Here is a 16,567-nt window from a genome sequence, read left to right on the forward strand (position 1 = left end):
ATCACGCGACGGGCTCCTGACTGAGCCGCGCGAGCCGTACCGCGAGATCTTCCGGCGACGGGGCGCCGAGCACGTCGACCACCTTCCCGTCGGCCATGACCAGCGTGTCGTGCGCACGGGCGGCGGCCGCCGGGTCGTGCGTGACCATGATGACCGTCTGGCCGAGCTCGTCCACCAGCTCGCGCAGCAGCTCCAGCACCTGCGCGGCACTGCGCAGGTCGAGAGCTCCGGTGGGCTCGTCGGCGAACACCACATCGGGACGCGCGGCCAGCGCGCGGACGATCGCCGCCCGCTGCTGCTGACCACCCGACAGCTCGGCCGGTCTGTGGTGCAGCCGCTCGCGCAGGCCCACCCGATCCACCAGTTCTCCGAGCCAGACCCGATCCGGGCGGACGCCCGCCAACCGGAGCGGCAGCGTGATGTTCTCCTCGATCGTGATGGTGGGCAGCAGGTTGTAGGACTGGAACACGAATCCGACGTGTTTCCTGCGCAGCTCTATACGCCTGGTCTCGGACAACCGGCTGACATCGACGTCGCCGATCACGACCGAGCCTGAGGTGGGCGGGTCAAGCGCGGCCGCGCAGTGCAGCAACGTGCTCTTCCCCGAGCCCGACGGCCCCATCATCGCCACGAACCTGCCACGCGGAAAGGCCAGCGTGACCTCATCCAGCGCAACGATCTCGCCGTAGGTCTTGGTGACCCGGTCCAGGGTGACGACCGGAGTCACGAGCGGCGCCGGCTGATGTAGTGCACGACCAGGCCCACGATGCTCGCGACGCCGACCACCCCGCCCGCCAGCCCGACCGGCGTGAGGTCGCCCTTCATGGCGATGTTGGACACCAGGTTCACCGCCACACCCACGACAAGCAGGATCCAGAGCAACACGCGCAGCAGGGAACCACCGCGCTGCTGCCGGGGGGCAGACGGGCGGGCACCAGGATCGATTCGATACGGATCACTCATGGCGACAACCCTAGAAAAAGGCTTCATTTAGGAGAATCCCCCTCGCCACCCGCTGGAAGGTACAGCCCGCTGTAGTACGCGCAGCACACCTCCTTGCGCTTCACCACACGCCTGGTGACCGCCGGAATCTGGTGACCGCCGGAATCGCCCCACGACGACGGCCGTGAGCGGGCCTGTGATCTGTTGAACCGGGACTTCACCGCGGTGCGGCCGAACCAGTGGTGGCATGCCGAAGGCCTTCCGGAATGATCCCGGAGGGCCTTTCGACCTGCTGCGCGGCCGAGAGGACTCGAACCCCTGACCTTCTGATCCGTAGGGAAGGGCAGACGCCTCGTCATGAGCGTCCCGGCCTGGTCAGGTGGGAGATACGGGTCGGTGGCGTGTGATCGTGTAGGGCGGTGTCGCTGTACGGCGTTGCTGTACGGCACTTGCCGCCAGCTGAGGCGGAGACCTCTGTCATGCGCTCAGTCGCGAACGGTGTAGCCGCCCTTGCTCAGCGGCAGGATCGGCACTGTGCCCATGCAGATCGGCACTTCCTGCCCGAACCCGGGGACGGCCCAGCTCCAGCCGAGCCGGTCCCGCTTGCCTTCGTCATCGACGGTGGATCCACGTGGGAACTCTCCCGGCCGATGGCACGTCGGCGGAACTGCCAGCCCTGACCCGAAAATACGAGAGCGGACGCAAGGACTACCCCGCCCGCCTTTATCGAGGGCTATCACCACCACTTGGGATCACCGGTCTACACAAGATCGTTACGAGACATCCCTTATCTCGTCAAAACCACCCTTTACTCTTTTCCCTGCTATATCCCCCAAGCAAGGACGCTGATGAAGCTCTTCTTCGCAGGCCTCGTGGCAACGGCCGCGACCGTGTGCGCGGTGGCCGTACCCGCTCAGGCGGCATCCGTCGCATCCGTGCAGGCCGCTCCAGCGGACCCGGTGAAAGCCCTGAAGGCCCAGCTGGTCCCGGGCAAAAGCGTAAAGGTCACCGAATCAAGTGGCGTCACCCTCGATTTCACCGCCGACGACCGGTCTATGCAGGTACGGGTGAGCACCCACACGGTCGGCACCCTGGCTTTCGGCAAGGGCAACGTAGCGGCTGCCGACCTCCGTGTCCGCATGTCCTCACGCCAGAAAGGGCCCAACCTTCCCTACCGGGTCATCGCTGAGGGCAGAAACGCCTACGTGACCAACGCCGGCATCGCCAAGGCGCTGCCTTCCGGTCGTTCCTGGATCCAGTCGAAGACCAGCGGACACGAAAACGCCGTCCTCGACATGGGCGTCACTCCAGCGGAACTGCAGTTCATGCTGAACAACGCATCAGAAGTGGAGACCGGCGAATATCAGGGCACCGCCAAACTCGCTGACTTCCGGCACGACAAGTCCGCCGGGGAAGGCGACGTCGAGTTCCACCTGTACTTCGATGAACACAACCTGCTCACCCGCACGGTCGTCGACACGACGGCCTACCCGGACGGCGGCACCGCGGCCTATGACCAGATGGTCTTCCACACCGATACCAAGTATTCGGGTTGGGGCGCCAAGGTGAAGATCGCCGCACCGGCGGCCAGCAAAGTCATCAGCGAGAAGAAACTCAACGCGAAGACCCGCAAGGCCGTCATAAAGGCTGGCTATCCGGAGAGCGGCCCCTTCTGACCTGCGCCAAGAAGGAACCGACGTCGGCGGGCGACCCGCGTACATCTTTGCCGCCCGAGCGGCGTCCCCTTCAAAGCGGCGTCCCCTTCAAAGCGGCGTCCCCTTCAAAAGGGCAGGGGAACCGATCAGGAGGCGCTGAGCCTTTTCATCCGTGGCCGAGCCGGCCAAGAGCACATTCCTGTGGATCTGGCGAAAGGCCCGTGAGACGGCTCGGGACGCCGGGACCACGCCTCACTGCCTGCCTCTCCACGTGGCTCAATGCGGGCGTTCCGCCGAAGCGGGTAGCCGAGTGGGCAGGCAACGGCGTGGAGGTTCTCCACAGGGCTTACGAGAAATGCCTCATGAGGTCAAGACCCAGATCGCCAAGCGGCGAATCAGCGAGGTCCTGGGCTCCGGAGTGTGGGGCCGCATTGGGGACGATCAGTCGGCATCGCCCGACAACAGCCGGACGGAGCAATAGTCAATACCTGTGGATCGGTTCGGGTGTTGCTGAGTCAGCGAAGTCGTCCAGCCTGGTGTAGGTGATCGAAGATGATCTGGTCGACTGGGGACACGCGGTCGCGGTCGGCGTAGCTCAGCCAGGTGATTTCTTCGATCTCGCTGCTGGGCGTCGGCACTCCGTGATGGTCGGCGGTGTAGCAGGTCATCTGCACGGTGACGCCCTCGGCGTGGCCGTGTGCTTGGGCCTGGTAGGTGCCCACGTGGGTGGCGGTGGCGGGGATGATGGTGATGGAGAGTTCCTCGTCGATCTCGCGGATGAGGGTGTCGATGTCGGTTTCGCCGGGTTCGCGTTTGCCGCCGGGGATGTAGTAGGCGTTCTTGCCTCGTGACCGGGTGCTGAGGATCTTGCCGTTGTCCAGGTGGATCCAGGCGATCTTGTCGATGGTGCTGTTCACCGTGTGCTCCTGTAGTCGGGGGCAGAGGGATGGGTCAGGCGGCCAGGTCGTAGTAAGGGCCGCGTCGTCCTTCCAACTTGTCAGCTGGCAACGGACGGATACCGGGCTGCCTCAAGGCGCCCCGTTCCGGCGCTCAACCCCGATCAAGTTCGAAGAGCCTCCATGAACCGCTCATGCCGGCGAGGTAGTCGGGGCAGTCGGGGCAGTCGGCGTGCGAAACGGAGTGATCAGAATTGGACGTTGGTCATCGTGTACCACGTCGGAGCGAATACCAACAGAGACAGCGCGCCGAGGACCGCGAACGACCTGAGTACGCGTGCGGTGGTGATGATCGCGGGTGCGATGGGCCTCAGCCTCCCCCGTCCGACCGCGATGAACGCCGCGACGCCTCCCAGCAGGAGATTCGCAGGCACCAATGCGTATTCGCCGCGCATGATATGAAAACCGGCCGCGAGGATCATCGTCAGCGTCAGGCCGACGGCGGCGAGCGGCGTCAGCTTCGGGTTGACCCTCGTCATCGCCGGCAGGATCAGGCCGACGCCGCCAAGGACCTCACAGACCCCGATGAAGACGATCAGGGGCTGCGGCACCGCGGCGTACCACGCCACGGCCCGGGGCGCTGCCGCATACAGAGCTCCGTCGTACAACAGCACCTTGCCGAAACCGCTGCCGGCGAAGAAGAAGCCGAACAACGCTTGAAGTGACCAAAGTGCGCCGTTGAGCGGGAACCTCCTTCCGCGTCCCCTGGGCCGCCGCTCGATGTCCTCAACGTCGAGTAGGTTCTCGCTGACGTGCTGGTCCATGTCCTGTCACTGCCGTTCTCATCGGGTGGGCCGGGTAACTCGCCGGTTCTGTTCGTTCCTTCGTCAGCACGTGGTGGTCGGTACGTGGCGACGGGACTCATCTGACCATCGCGGTGAGGTCGCGCGCGCCGTCCGTGGGACACGGTGGAACACGCGAGGTGCGGTTTAGCTGCGAAAACAGGAGTTTGTATCGTGCCTGCGGGCTGGGACGGTTCCCGTGGTGCCGACGGCATGCGCTGCCTCATCGACTCCGTGTCCGCGCCGGACCCGCTGCTCCCCATCTGTCACAATTCGGGCATGTTCGTTGTCACAGTGACCTACACGGCATCGCTGAATGAAGTGGATCAGTGGCGGCCGGCCCACGGCGACTGGCTGAACGACCTCATTTCACGGCGGCTGTTTCTCGTGGCCGGGCGCCGGGTCCCCCTGACCGGTGGCGTCTACCTCGCCTCCGAGATGCCCGCCGAAGAACTCGACCGTATCCTCGCCACTGATCCGTATGTCCTCAACGACGTCGCCGCACACACTGTCGTGGAGTTCACCCCGTTGCTGGTCGCAACCGGCCTGGAGAGCCTCAAGGGCTAGAAGAGATCTGGCTCCGCGACCCCGTTCCATGATCCAGGAGACAAGCCCTGGACGTCCCGGCCGTCGTCGGAGACCGTGCCGCCTTCATCCGCGCGGATCCGGGAGCCGGGCCGTGCCTCCGCCACGAGCGTGGCGATCCCGTCCAGCAGACGCCGCAGGCCGAAGTCGAACAGCGTGTCCAGGTCGAGGGAGTCGGGAGGGATCCGCGACAGCAGCGGGAACTCCCGCATGCGCGGGAGCACGGCCGCCTCAAGCCACTCCTCGTCGGTGGTCCCGGTCTGCTGGACGGCCTCGGCCTCGGCCTCCAGGTTGACCGCGGTGCCGCGCACGTAGTTGGCCACGGTCGCGTAGATGTGAACCATGGTGATCGGGTCGAGTCCGAGGCCGTCCACCGCGCGCATCGCCCACCCCGCCTGGGCCATCGCGTGCGGGGTGGGCACGGGGCGGGTGAAGGAGACGGCCTGCGCCAGCCAGGGGTGGCGGCGGTAGAGGACCCAATGGGCCCTGGCGGCCAGTTCGAGACGGGCCCGCCAACCTTCGGGGGGCGGCTCGGCCGGCGCGCCGTCGGCCAGGACCCTGTCGGTCATGAGAGCGAGCAGCTCCTCCTTTCCGGCCACGTATCGGTAGAGCGCCATGACCGACGTCCGCAGGCCGGCGGCGATCCGGCGCATGGACAGCGTCGCCAGCCCCTCGGTGTCGGCGATGGCGATCGCGGCGCACACGATGCGCTCCCTGCTGAGCTCCGGAGAGGAGCGACGCGAGGGGGCGGCGCCCGTCTCGGGGTCGGCCACCACGGTTCCGACTCCCGGCACCGGCCGTAGGAGTCCCTCCTCGCGCAGAGTCGTCAGCGCCTTGGTGGCCGTGGCCATCGCCACCCCCCACTCCTGGGTGATCTGCCGGGTCGAGGGCACCCGGTCGCCGGGCCGGAGCCGGCCCGTCGTGATGCGCCGCCGCAACTCGGCGGCGATCCGCAGGTACGGAGGCTGGCTCTCGTCCACGATTCACGCTCCCACTGCCCTAGTGCACGGGGCTCCGATGAGCCTCCGTCTTACACGGCCCTGCATGGCACAAATTAGTGCACTAGTGCTTGCTCACACCGTACGCGCACTAGGAGTACGGTGGCCGGCGAGACGAGCAGGGGAGCTTGTGATGACGAATGTCTTGATCTGTGGTGCCGGCGTCGCCGGATCCGCTCTGGCCTACTGGTTGCGCCGTTACGGCTTCGCCGTGACCGTGGTCGAGCGAGCGCCCGCCCCACGCCTCGGCGGCCACACGGTCGACCTGCGTGGCGCCGCCCGCGACGTGGTGGAGCGCATGGACCTCCTCCAGGAGATCCGCCAGGTGGCCGTCGACTCCAAGGGCATGTCGTTCGTGAACGCCTCGGGCAGGCGTCTCGCCGATGTGCCCGCCTCCTTCCTTGGAGGAAACGGTGTGGTCGGCGAGGTGGAGATCCTCCGTGGCGACCTCGTCGATCTTCTTCACCGCGTGACCGAGGACGAGACGGAATACGTCTTCGACGACACGATCACCGCGGTGACCCAGGGGCCGGAGGGTGCGCACGTCACCTTCGAACGATCCGCGCCACGCGTCTTCGACCTGGTGGTGGCGGCCGACGGCGCGCACTCGCGGACGCGCTCCCTGATCTTCGGCCCGGAGTCGCGTTTCAGTCGCGAGCTCGGCTGCTATACGGCGTCCTTCACCGTCCCCAACGTCTTCGGCGCCCAGGACTGGGAGCTGTTCCACAACATGCCGGGCCGGAAGATGGCGGCCCTGCGCCCGTCCCGGCGGCCGGAGGAGGCCAAGGTCCTGCTCGGGTTCGCGTCGGCGCCGGTGGACCACGACCACCGCGATCCGTGCGGGCAGAAGCGGATCGTGGCCGAGGTCTTCGCCGGAGCGGGCTGGCACGTGCCCGTGATGCTCCGGGAGATGGACGCGGCCACCGACTTCTACTTCGACTCCGCCACCCAGATCGTCATGGACGGCTGGTCCCGCGGCAGGGTCGTCCTTCTCGGCGACGCCGGCTACAGCCCCTCGCCGCTGGGCGGCAACGGCACCGGCCTGGCCCTGGTCGGCGCCTACGTGCTCGCCGGGGAGATGGCCCGGGCCGGAGGAGACCACGAGGAGGCCTTCGCCGCCTACGAGCGGGAGATGCGCGCGTTCGTCAAGCAGTGCCACAAACTTCCGCCGGGCGGTGTCAGCGGCTTCGTGCCCAAGTCGCGACCGGCCATCGGCATGCGCAACCTGTCGATCAGGCTGATACCCCACCTGCCCTGGGCCGGGTTGATCGAGAAGATGGCGAGCAGGGCCGACGCCATCACCCTCCGGGATTACGCGCGCGGCCAAGCCCGAGCCTGACTCTCCCGTCCCCTCGGCATCGTTCAGGGGTGCCTGCGGAGTGGATCACGGCCCCTGCTCGTCCCCTCGATCGAAGGACAGGTGTCGGGGTGTCGGCAAGACTCATGCAACCAGGTACAAGCGTTTGAGTTCGCCCAGGTCAGACGGGTGACGCTGATCGAACGGAACATGGACTCCGCCGGGTCCAGTCCCTTGCGGGCCGGGCGCCGGGCGCCAGTGCCGACCTACGCCGCTGCGATCGCGAGTGCCTGATTGCACGGATCTTACCGGCAGGCCGTGTCGCGGCGAGGTGGCGGCCGAGTCCGGGTTGTCCGGCGCGGGCGTGGGTGAACGCGTCGTGCGCGGTGACGGCGCGGCGGGCGCGCAGGCCGGCGAGGTGGCGGGCGCGCGGTGAGGGGTCGTCGGAGGGCTTCGACGGGGGGCGGGGTTCCTTGTGTCCCACCCCCATCGGTTTCTTTAGTCACAGGAGTATCGGCCTGCTCCAGGACCTGGGGCAGCAGCCGGTAGCGGCGGGCGGCGCGGGCGATTGAGCCACAGCAGGCCGTGCGGGCCAGACTGCGTATTCTCCGGAAATCGGATTACCAGCCGCCGTGCCATCCGCTCAGCAGGCCCGTTGGCAGAGGGGTGGTGTCCGCGTCGGTTTCCGGCTGGTGGAAGGCGAAATCGCAGCCCTGGTGGGCCTGCAGCACGTGCTCGGTGTAAAGGCGGGTCCAGCCGGAAACGCCTGCAGACGTCTGGGGCGGAGCCTCACGGAGCCTGCGCCTGATCTCACTGGCGTCCACATCCAGGTGCAGACGCCGTCCGGGGACGTCGAGGTCGATGAGGTCGCCGTCACGGACGGCCGCCAGGGGGCCACCCACGGCGGACTCGGGGGCGACATGGAGGACGACGGTCCCATACGCTGTTCCGCTCATCCGGGCGTCGGAGACGCGCACCATGTCGGTGACGCCCTCGCGCAGCAGCTTCGCGGGTATCGGGAGCTGTCCCCATTCCGGCATGCCCGGCCCGCCTACGGGACCCGCGTTGCGTAGGACGAGCACCGAATCGGCGGTCACCGGCAGCGCGGGATCGTCGATTCGTGCGGCCAGGTCGGAGACGCCGTCGAACACGATCGCAGGCCCGCGATGGCGAAGCAGCCGGCCGGAGGAGGCCGACGCCTTGATGACCGCGCCGTCGGGCGCCAGGTTGCCGCGCAGCACCGCCAGGCCGCCGGAACCGCCGAACGGTTCGTCGAGTGTGCCGATCACGCGGCGGTCGGGTGAGACGGGCACGCGAAGTTGTTCCCGCAGAGTGTGGCCTGTCACAGTGAGAGCGTCGGTGCGCAGCAGCGGCTCCAACTCGCGCAGCAGGGCCGGGACGCCACCGGCGTGGAAGAAGTCTTCGAACAGGTGCTCGCCCGCGGGCCGTACGTTGACGAGCAGCGGCGTACGCGCCGCGGCGGCATCTAGGTCGTCGAGCGAGAACGGCACCCCGCTGCGCCTGGCCAGCGCGAGCAGGTGGACGATCGCGTTGGTCGATCCGCCGATCGCGGCCAGCACGGTGGCCGCGTTGAGCAATGCGGCGCGAGTGATGATCTGGCGAGGGCGCGGTCCGGAGCGCGCGAGGAACACCGCACGAGCGCCCGCACTTTCCGCTGCGGCGTATCGCCGTGCGTCCCCGGCGGGGATGGCCGCCGAGCCGGGCAGCGCAACGCCGAGGGTCTCCGCGAGCGCGGCCATGGTGGACGCGGTGCCCATCTCGGTGCAGTGCCCGACTCCGGGCATGGCCGCCTGCTCCAGTTCGGCGAACTCCGCGTCGCTCATCTGCCCGGCGCGCAGCCGGTCGGTGTACCGCCATAGATCGGTGCCGACGCCGAGACGCCGTCCGTGGAAGACCGCGGGTGCGGCGGGGCCGCCGGGCACCATCACGGCGGGTACGTTGGCCGAGGCGGCGCCCATGAGCTGCGCCGGGATGGTCTTGTCGCAGCCGCCTAGGAGCACGACCGCGTCGAAGGGATAGGAGCGCAGGCTTTCCTCGACGTCGATGGCCATCAGGTTGCGGTACAGCATCGCGGTGGGCTTCATGAGGTTCTCGCCCAGGGAGATCGTCGGGAACTCCAGCGGCAGGCCGCCCGCTTGAAGCACGCCACGCCGTACGGCGTCGGCGAGCCCGCGGAAGTGCGCGTTACAGCTGACCAGCTCCGACCAGGAGTTGGCGATGCCGACGATCGGCCGGCCGGACAGCGCGGCCTGGGACAGCCCCGTGGCGCGCAGTGAAGCTCGGTGCAGAAACCCCGGCAGGTCCTCACCCGCGAACCATGCGGCACTTCGCAACGACATGTGATCGACTCCCTTCGCTGCTCAGTAGATACGGGCCAGGAGGCCGCCGTCGACGACGAGATCGGTGCCGGTGACGTAGGCGGCGTCATCGGAGGCAAGGAAGAGCGCCGCGGCGGCCACGTCGTCGGGTGAGGCGAAGCGGCGCAGCGGGTAGCGCTCGGCAAGCTGCGCGCGTGCGGCCTCGGGATCGGGCTGGAAGGCGAAGAAGTCATCGAGCAACTCGGTCTCCACATCGCCTGGACAGATGGTGTTGACGCGGATGCCCTCAGGCCCGTGGGCGGCGGCCAGCGCCCGGGTCATGGACCGCAACCCGCCTTTCATCGCGCCGTAGGCAGGCATGTCCGGGTCGCCCACTATGCCGAGCAGGGACGCGGTGATGACGATCGAGCCGCCGCCCCTTTCCCTCAGCGCCGGCAGAGCGGCCTGTGCGCCGAGGTAGACGCCGCGGAGGTTGACCGAGTGCAGCCGGTCCCACTGCTCGGGGCCGGTGTCCTCGATCCGGCCCATGATCTGCACCGCCGCGTTGGCGTGCAGGATGTCGACCCCGCCGAACCGGCGGACAGTCTGTTCGACCATTCGCGCGTTGTCCCCGGGCGATGCCACGTCCACGGCGATACCAAATGCATTGGCGCCGATCCGCCGCGCGAGATCCTCCACCGCCTCGGCGCGTTGGTCCACGCAAGCCACCGAGGCGCCTTCGGCAGCGAACCTGGCCGCGGTCGCCGCTCCGATGCCTCCGGCCGCTCCGGTGACGATCGCTACTTTCCCTGCCAGCCTCAATGGTCCTCCTTACTGGTTGGTCTTGATCCACATCGACAGCCTCGCGCAGGCCTCGTGCACCGCCTTGCCCACCTGTGGCCACTGCGCCCTGGGCAGGCGGGCCGCCACCGCCGACACCGAGATCGCGCCGATCGGCCGATCGGCGCGGCCGAGTACGGCGGCCGCCAGGCAGATCCCCCCGATCTCGGACTCCTCCTCGTCCAGGGCGTAACCACAGGCGCGCGCGTCCTCAAGAGCAGGGCGCAGCTCCGCCAGCGTGGTGCAGGTGGACGGGGTCAGCCGCGCGTACGGCTCCTGCCCCAGCAGGGCGCCCCACTCCCGTTCCGGCAACGCGGCCAGGATGGCCTTGCCGATCGCGGTGGCGTGCGGGGGCACCCGCTCGCCCAGCGTCGTGGTCAGCCGGATGGCGTGTGCGGCGTCCACAGTGTCCGCCCACACGATGCGCCCCCGACGCAACACCGCGAGGTTGATCGTCTCACCGGTAAGCCCGGACAACTCGGCCAACACCGGCGCGGCCAGGGCAGTCAGCGAGCCGGAGTCCGAGCGCGCCATCAGATCGTTCAACGCCGGACCCAGCCGGTACTCGTGCGTTTGCGGCATGTGCCGGACATAACCGCGCTCCTGCAGCACCGCGAGCAGTCGGTGCACGGTGGCGCGAGAGGCGCCGAGCCGCTTGGCCAGCCCGGCCAGCGTCGTCTCCCGGCCCTCGGCTAGGAGCTCCAACGTGTCGAGGGCGCGCTCCAATGAGCTGGACATCTCACACCTGTCTCATATAGTGCAACAGTCTTGTTTGCATATATGAGATTAAAGCAGGCACACTCCCGGTATGTCACATCTCTCCCTCCGCCAGCTGTTCTCGACCGTCTCAAGCGCACTCGCGGCCGACGCGCTCGACCATCTGAACCTGAGAAACCAGTGCCTGGCCCGGGACATCGTTCCCCTCGCACCTTCACACACGCTGCTCGGCCCGGCCTTCTGCCTGCGCGCCGAGCCGGCCCGCGAGACCCGGCCCGCCGTGCCGTACCACGGACTGCTGCAGGCGATGGAGCACGTCCAAGCGGGCGAGATCGTCGTGTTCGGCACCGGCAGGTCCGACGCGGCGGGTGTATGGGGAGAGCTGATCACCACCGCCTGCCGCACGCGCCGAGTCGCCGGAGCCCTGACCGACGGCCTGGTCCGCGACGCGGCACGGCTGGCCGGCGGGCCCTTCCCGATCTTCAGCCGGGGAACGGTGCCCTACGACAGCAAGGGCAGACTCGACGTGGTCGCGCACGGCGAGCCCGTCACGCTGGGCGGCGTGCTGATCCGGCCGGGCGACGTGCTGATCGGCGATCTGGACGGGGTCACCGTCGTTCCGGCCGAAGTCACCGGCCGCGTCGCCGAACTGGTCGCGGACAAGCGCGCGGCCGAGGACGCCTTTCGCGCAGCAGCCGCCGAGAGCGGTTCGCTCGCCGACGCCTTCCAGCGGTACGGCGTCCTGTGACGAGCACAACCTGGTGGAAGCACGGCGCGATCTACCACATCTACCCCCGCTCCTTCGCCGACAGCGACGGCGACGGCGTGGGCGACCTGCCGGGCATCACCGCACACCTGGACTACCTGTCCTGGCTCGGGGTCGAGGCGATCTGGCTCTCGCCGTTCTACCGCTCCCCCCAACGCGACTTCGGCTATGACATTACCGACCACACCGATGTGGACCCGCTGTTCGGCACCCTCGCGGACTTCGACCACCTGCTGGCCGAAGCACACCGCCGCGGGCTGCGCGTGATCCTCGACTTCGTGCCCAATCACACCTCCATCGACCACCCGTGGTTCGCCGCGTCCCGCACGTCCGCAGACGACCCCAAGCGCGACTGGTACATCTGGCGCGATTCAGCAGGCGGCGGGCCACCCAACAACTGGCGCGCGGTCACCGGCGGGCCGGCCTGGACCCTCGACTCGCGAACCGGCCAGTACTACCTGCACTCGTTCCTGCCCGAGCAGCCCGACCTGAACTGGCGCCATCCCGAAGTGCGGCAAGCCATGCATCAGGTGATGCGGTTCTGGCTGGATCGAGGCGTCGACGGCTTCCGCATCGACATGGTGGACTACCTGCTCAAAGACGAACACTTCCGAGACGAGCCACTCGACGGGCACGGCATCTACGAGCCCGCGCTGGCCCGCCACCAGCTCAACCAGCCCGGCACCCTGGCACTGCTCAGGGAACTGCGTGACATCACAGATGGCTATCCCGGGCGGGTGCTGATCGGCGAGGTGGAATACCGGCTCCCTCTTCCCCGGCTGGCCGGCTACTACGGCCAGGACGACATGCTGCACCTGCCGATCAACTTCTGGCTGCTGTTCACCCCCTGGCAGGCGCACGACCTTCAAACCTTCATCACCGCCTACGACCGCGCGTTGCCCGGGGACGCCTGGCCCAACTGGGTGTTGGGCAGCCACGACATCTCCCGCATGGCGACCCGGCTCGGCCGCGACCAGGTACACGTCGCCCTGATGCTGCTGTTCACCCTTCGCGGCACACCGGTGCTCTACTACGGCGACGAACTCGGCATGACCGACGTGCCGATTCCCCCGCACCAGGCACGCGACCCCTGGGAGGGACGAGATCCGGCCCGCACCCCGATGCCCTGGACCTCAGCGCCCAACGCCGGATTCAGCCCGCCCGAAGCCCGGCCGTGGCTACCGCTGGGCAACCCATCTGTCAACGTCGCCGCTCAGAAGGCCGACCCCGGCTCGGTCCTCAACCTCACCCGTGCCCTGCTGGGACTACGCCGCGGACACGCCGCGCTGAGGGACGGGTCGTACCAGCCCGCGCCCGCCCCCGATGGTGTGCTCGCCTACCGGCGCAGCCATCCCGACGAAGAAATGCTGATCACGCTCAACCTCACCGGCTCGGCCCTGGACATCCCGATCCCAGGAGAACCGCTCCTGTCCACCCACTCGGGAACGACCAGATTGCTACTCCCTCACGAGGGACGCGTCACCGTGCTCAGAGCTGCGGGGCATGTCTCCGAGGTCGGACAAGCTCCGGCGACCAATAGATGACACGCCCACCGTCCCTCACCCCGGCGGAACACCGGCGCCGATTACTGCACGACCACGAGGCTCGTGACGCCGAAGACAATCGCTGCCTGATCTGTACATTCACAAACGTTTGCCATCGGGTCATGACCTGGTCTTACGGTAGGACTCCCGCAGATCTACATGGGGAGACGGGGTGTCGGCAAGACTCATGCAACCAGGTACAAGCGTTTGAGTTCGCCCAGGTCAGACGGGTGACGCTGATCGAACGGAACATGGACTCCGCCGGGTCCAGTCCCTTGCGGGCCGGGCGCCGGGCGCCGGTGCCGACCTGCGCCGCTGCGATCGCGAGTGCCTGATTGCACGGATCTTACCGGCAGGCCGTGTCGCGGGAGCCGTCCCGGGGCACATGGAATTTGATCATGACCGGCGCCCTCAACGAGGACTACCCCGGATGGGACCTTTTGCGGAAAAATCGCAACTCTTCCGCCTCAGCGGGTATGCGGGTCACCGGTCGTTCAATCCGATCAGTCCTCAGGGAGGATCCATGGAAGCCCGCACCGAGACGGTCACCGTCACCGACGGCTCGTTCGACCTGCACCTGTGGCTGCCGGAGGGCGGCAGCGGCCCGGTCGTCCTGCTGATCCAGGAGATCTGGGGAGTCGGACCGTACATCAGGAAGGTCGCCGAGGACCTCGCGGCGCTCGGCTACGTCGTCGGCGCGCCCGACCTGTTCTGGCGGCTGCAGCGCAACTGGGTGGCCGACCACGGCGAGGCCGGGCTGACGGCGTCGTTGAAGGTGGCCTCCGAGTTCGACATTCCGCACGGCGTGGCCGACTCGGCCATGGCACTGGCGCACCTGCGAGGGCTGCCCGAGGCCGAGGGCGGGGCCGCGGTGGTCGGGTTCTGCCTGGGCGGTTCGATCGGCTATCTCCTCGCGACGACCGTCGAGGTGGACGCGCTGCTGTCGTTCTACGGCTCCGCCGTACCGGACGCCGCCGGGCTGATGGAGAAGATCGCCCCTCCGGCGCTGTTCGTGTTCGGCGGCTCGGATCCCTACATCCCCCGCGAGCAGGTCGCCAAGGTGGAGGAGGCCGCGGAGGGGCGGCCGAACATCGAGGTGTACGTCGCCGAGCAGGCCGGGCACGCCTTCCTCAACCACGAGGCCCCGCAGTTCTACGACGCCGGGGCCGCGCCGGTCACCTGGAAGCGTGCCGTGGAGTTCCTCGGCCGCCACCTCGGGTGAATCAGCAGCAGCCCGAGTGACGTTTCGGACGGCGGGCCGGGCGACATGTCGGGTAACGGGCCGGGCGCGGACCCTTGCCTGAAGGTCACCTTCCCGTACCCCGGGGAGCGGTCCGGGAGGAGCCGATCACCGGCATCATTGCCCATGCAACAGGCGTGGAACGCATGGGGAAATATAGTTATCGCGGCTGTTTTGGCGATTCCGCCGGCCCTCATCGCCACCCGTCTCCTGGCACTGTGGCGCGTCCGCGCGGGTCACCCCTTCCCGGTCCGTACGGCCGTCGCCGACGTCGTCATCGCGGTCGGGACCGCACCCTGGATCTGGATGATCCTCACCCCACGGGCCGGCGGCAGCGGCATCAGCCTCATCCCGTTCACGGACCTGTGGACGGTGTTCCGGGGATCGGGCGAGACGGCGTTCGTCCAGGTCGGAGGGAATCTGCTGGTCTTCGCCGCGCTCGGCGCGATGCTTCCGGTCCGCTCGGCCCGGTTCGCCTCGGCGGCCAGGATCGCGGCCGTGGCGGCCACCGCTTCGCTCATCGTGGAGGTCCTCCAGTACGTCCTGCGGCTGGGCCGGGTGAGCTCCGCCGACGACGTGCTGGTCAATACAGCGGGTGCCGTACTCGCCGCGCTCGTCACGCGGCGATGGTGGGCCGGGCGAATAGCGGCCAGGACCGTTCCACGGTAACGGGCCGGGGAAACCCCCGAAGATCGCCACATAGGCACGATCCTCTCAAAAGAAGTCACGGGACCAACCTCTGCATCTGTGCGATCGTGGACAAGACGGGGCAAGTTCTCTGGAGACGCCAAACCCGGTTGGTGACAGAGGGTGATCAAACGTGCAGCAATCCCCGGTTCCTCCCGAGCCCCCGATCTATCGGCGCATCGCCGACGGGCTTCGCGAAGCGATCCTGTCCGGCGAGCTCCGAGACGGGGATCGGCTTCCGGGCGAGAACGCCCTGATGGCGCAGTACGGCATAGCCCGCGCGACCGCCAGACAGGCCCTGTCCGTACTCATCAACGAAGGCCTGGCCGTGCCCAAGCGCGGCTCGGGAGTCTACGTCCGACAGTTCCGGCCGATCAGGCGGCACGGCTCGCGCAGGCTCTCCCGTGAACAGTGGGGGCAGGGGCGGCCGATCTGGGATTCCGACACCGGAGGTCGCCCCTACACCGTGGACGACGTGAACATCGACAGGGAGATCGCGGAGGAGTCCGTCGCGCGGATCCTGAACAGCACCGAGGTGTGGGTGCGCCGCCGGCGCTACTCGGTGGACGGCAGGCCGGTCCAGCTGTCGGTCTCCCACTTCCCCGCCGCCCTGGTGGAGGACACCGCGATCACACGACACGACACCGGACCGGGGGGCGTCTACGCGCGCCTGGGCGACCTCGGCCACACCCCCGTGCACTTCAGCGAGGAGGTGCGCGCCCGCATGCCCCATCCCCACGAGACCGTGCAACTCGACCTTCCGGCCGGCACCCCGGTCATCGCGATCGGCCGGATCGCCTACACCGCGAGCGGGGTTCCGGTCGAGGTCAACGAGATGGTCCTCGATGCCGCCTCTTATGTACTCCAATACGACTTCGACTCATAGATCAAGGCCGCCCGTCAACCGATAGGTTGACCTGTCCCCCACGATCATTGATTTCTCTAGAGAAGTGCATCACCGTCAGAAGTGGAGGGTCACACAGACGGACCTGGGCGCGGGGAAGGTGCATAGATGTCATTCGACCGGCATCTGGCGGACATCGCCCGGGAGTTCCCCGACTGGACGATCTGGCGGAGTGACGCGGGTCGGTGGTGGGCTACCCGCCACCACCCGTTGACCGCCGCCCAGCGTGACGTCGGCTGCGCGATGACCATCGACGCGGACGACTGGGAAGGACTGCGAGAGCGGTTACGTGACCAACAGGACCGTTCCGGCAGGAGGAATCCCTGAAGAGCCGCC

At 68.0% G+C, this 16,567-nt stretch carries 17 protein-coding genes; 9 read left to right on the plus strand and 8 right to left on the minus strand.

Annotated features, from left to right (window positions below; all coding sequences use genetic code 11):
* Position 1: 1 nt before the first annotated feature.
* Together ACQPYK_RS46775 and ACQPYK_RS46780 are read right to left on the minus strand one after the other, a co-directional pair.
* Positions 2 to 727, minus strand: a complete 726-nt coding sequence (locus ACQPYK_RS46775) for an ABC transporter ATP-binding protein (RefSeq protein ID WP_433247297.1) — start codon at positions 725 to 727, stop codon at positions 2 to 4.
* The gene (locus ACQPYK_RS46780) at positions 724 to 963 is read right to left on the minus strand and encodes a hypothetical protein (RefSeq protein ID WP_433247300.1); all 240 of its coding nucleotides are present in this window, start codon (positions 961 to 963) and stop codon (positions 724 to 726) included. Before ACQPYK_RS46780 ends, ACQPYK_RS46775 begins: the two co-directional genes overlap by 4 nt.
* 827 nt (positions 964 to 1,790) lie before the next feature.
* On the opposite strand from ACQPYK_RS46780, the gene ACQPYK_RS46785 reads away from it, so the two are divergent.
* Entirely contained in the window at positions 1,791 to 2,618 is an 828-nt protein-coding gene (locus ACQPYK_RS46785; protein ID WP_433247303.1) for a hypothetical protein, read from the plus strand.
* A gap of 494 nt (positions 2,619 to 3,112) precedes the next feature.
* Here ACQPYK_RS46785 and ACQPYK_RS46790 read toward each other — a convergent pair whose 3' ends face one another.
* Positions 3,113 to 3,514, minus strand: a complete 402-nt coding sequence (locus ACQPYK_RS46790) for an NUDIX hydrolase (RefSeq protein WP_433247306.1) — start codon at positions 3,512 to 3,514, stop codon at positions 3,113 to 3,115.
* Between the two features lie 227 nt (positions 3,515 to 3,741).
* Entirely contained in the window at positions 3,742 to 4,317 is a 576-nt protein-coding gene (locus ACQPYK_RS46795; protein WP_433247309.1) for a DoxX family protein, read from the minus strand.
* A 297-nt stretch (positions 4,318 to 4,614) separates the two neighbouring features.
* On the opposite strand from ACQPYK_RS46795, the gene ACQPYK_RS46800 reads away from it, so the two are divergent.
* A complete protein-coding gene (locus ACQPYK_RS46800; RefSeq protein WP_433247312.1) occupies positions 4,615 to 4,902 on the plus strand; it encodes a YciI family protein in 288 nt (95 codons plus the stop codon).
* Here the strand turns inward: ACQPYK_RS46800 and ACQPYK_RS46805 are convergent.
* Entirely contained in the window at positions 4,899 to 5,900 is a 1,002-nt protein-coding gene (locus ACQPYK_RS46805; protein WP_433247315.1) for a TetR/AcrR family transcriptional regulator C-terminal domain-containing protein, read from the minus strand. The genes ACQPYK_RS46800 and ACQPYK_RS46805 overlap by 4 nt on opposite strands.
* A 151-nt stretch (positions 5,901 to 6,051) precedes the next feature.
* Here ACQPYK_RS46805 and ACQPYK_RS46810 point away from each other — a divergent pair, with 151 nt between their 5' ends.
* Positions 6,052 to 7,257 (plus strand): FAD-dependent oxidoreductase, encoded by a 1,206-nt coding sequence (locus ACQPYK_RS46810; RefSeq protein WP_433247318.1) that lies wholly within the window; start codon positions 6,052 to 6,054, stop codon positions 7,255 to 7,257.
* A gap of 578 nt (positions 7,258 to 7,835) precedes the next feature.
* Here ACQPYK_RS46810 and ACQPYK_RS46815 read toward each other — a convergent pair.
* From ACQPYK_RS46815 to ACQPYK_RS46825, 3 genes are read right to left on the minus strand one after another with little or no spacing between them, the layout of a single operon-like run.
* Positions 7,836 to 9,575 carry a dihydroxy-acid dehydratase gene (locus tag ACQPYK_RS46815; RefSeq protein WP_433247321.1) on the minus strand — a complete coding sequence of 580 codons (1,740 nt, stop codon included), beginning with the start codon at positions 9,573 to 9,575 and terminating at the stop codon, positions 7,836 to 7,838.
* Between the two features lie 21 nt (positions 9,576 to 9,596).
* A complete protein-coding gene (locus ACQPYK_RS46820; RefSeq protein ID WP_433247324.1) occupies positions 9,597 to 10,355 on the minus strand; it encodes an SDR family NAD(P)-dependent oxidoreductase in 759 nt (252 codons plus the stop codon).
* 9 nt (positions 10,356 to 10,364) lie between these two features.
* Positions 10,365 to 11,111: an IclR family transcriptional regulator gene (locus ACQPYK_RS46825; protein ID WP_433247327.1), complete on the minus strand. Its 747-nt coding sequence runs from the start codon at positions 11,109 to 11,111 to the stop codon at positions 10,365 to 10,367.
* 70 nt (positions 11,112 to 11,181) lie between these two features.
* Here ACQPYK_RS46825 and ACQPYK_RS46830 point away from each other — a divergent pair, with 70 nt between their 5' ends.
* The 6 genes from ACQPYK_RS46830 (at position 11,182) to ACQPYK_RS46855 (ending at position 16,558) form a co-directional block, all read left to right on the plus strand.
* Entirely contained in the window at positions 11,182 to 11,838 is a 657-nt protein-coding gene (locus ACQPYK_RS46830) for an RraA family protein (RefSeq protein ID WP_433247330.1), read from the plus strand.
* Entirely contained in the window at positions 11,835 to 13,400 is a 1,566-nt protein-coding gene (locus ACQPYK_RS46835; protein WP_433247333.1) for an alpha-amylase family glycosyl hydrolase, read from the plus strand. The genes ACQPYK_RS46830 and ACQPYK_RS46835 overlap by 4 nt, the downstream gene beginning before the upstream one ends.
* Positions 13,401 to 13,923: 523 nt before the next feature.
* On the plus strand, positions 13,924 to 14,622 hold the full coding sequence (locus tag ACQPYK_RS46840; protein WP_433247336.1) for a dienelactone hydrolase family protein: 699 nt from the start codon (positions 13,924 to 13,926) through the stop codon (positions 14,620 to 14,622).
* Positions 14,623 to 14,814: 192 nt separating this feature from the next.
* A complete protein-coding gene (locus ACQPYK_RS46845) occupies positions 14,815 to 15,309 on the plus strand; it encodes a VanZ family protein (RefSeq protein ID WP_433247339.1) in 495 nt (164 codons plus the stop codon).
* A gap of 151 nt (positions 15,310 to 15,460) precedes the next feature.
* On the plus strand, positions 15,461 to 16,213 hold the full coding sequence (locus tag ACQPYK_RS46850; protein ID WP_433247342.1) for a GntR family transcriptional regulator: 753 nt from the start codon (positions 15,461 to 15,463) through the stop codon (positions 16,211 to 16,213).
* Positions 16,214 to 16,339: 126 nt separating this feature from the next.
* Entirely contained in the window at positions 16,340 to 16,558 is a 219-nt protein-coding gene (locus ACQPYK_RS46855; protein WP_433247345.1) for a hypothetical protein, read from the plus strand.
* The last annotated feature ends 9 nt before the right edge of the window (positions 16,559 to 16,567 follow it).

The sequence above is a fragment of the Streptosporangium sp. CA-135522 genome (assembly GCF_050949235.1).
Classification (GTDB): Bacteria; Actinomycetota; Actinomycetes; order Streptosporangiales; family Streptosporangiaceae; genus Streptosporangium.

Excerpts from the sequence above, each read along its gene's own strand:
- ACQPYK_RS46785 (WP_433247303.1), top strand. The coding sequence starts at position 1,791 with ATGAAGCTCTTCTTCGCAGGCCTCGTGGCAACGGCCGCGACCGTGTGC.
- ACQPYK_RS46810 (WP_433247318.1), top strand. The coding sequence starts at position 6,052 with ATGACGAATGTCTTGATCTGTGGTGCCGGCGTCGCCGGATCCGCTCTG.
- ACQPYK_RS46795 (WP_433247309.1), bottom strand. The coding sequence starts at position 4,317 with ATGGACCAGCACGTCAGCGAGAACCTACTCGACGTTGAGGACATCGAG.
- ACQPYK_RS46855 (WP_433247345.1), top strand. The coding sequence starts at position 16,340 with ATGTCATTCGACCGGCATCTGGCGGACATCGCCCGGGAGTTCCCCGAC.
- ACQPYK_RS46830 (WP_433247330.1), top strand. The coding sequence starts at position 11,182 with ATGTCACATCTCTCCCTCCGCCAGCTGTTCTCGACCGTCTCAAGCGCA.
- ACQPYK_RS46825 (WP_433247327.1), bottom strand. The coding sequence starts at position 11,111 with ATGTCCAGCTCATTGGAGCGCGCCCTCGACACGTTGGAGCTCCTAGCC.
- ACQPYK_RS46815 (WP_433247321.1), bottom strand. The coding sequence starts at position 9,575 with ATGTCGTTGCGAAGTGCCGCATGGTTCGCGGGTGAGGACCTGCCGGGG.
- ACQPYK_RS46800 (WP_433247312.1), top strand. The coding sequence starts at position 4,615 with ATGTTCGTTGTCACAGTGACCTACACGGCATCGCTGAATGAAGTGGAT.
- ACQPYK_RS46780 (WP_433247300.1), bottom strand. The coding sequence starts at position 963 with ATGAGTGATCCGTATCGAATCGATCCTGGTGCCCGCCCGTCTGCCCCC.
- ACQPYK_RS46840 (WP_433247336.1), top strand. The coding sequence starts at position 13,924 with ATGGAAGCCCGCACCGAGACGGTCACCGTCACCGACGGCTCGTTCGAC.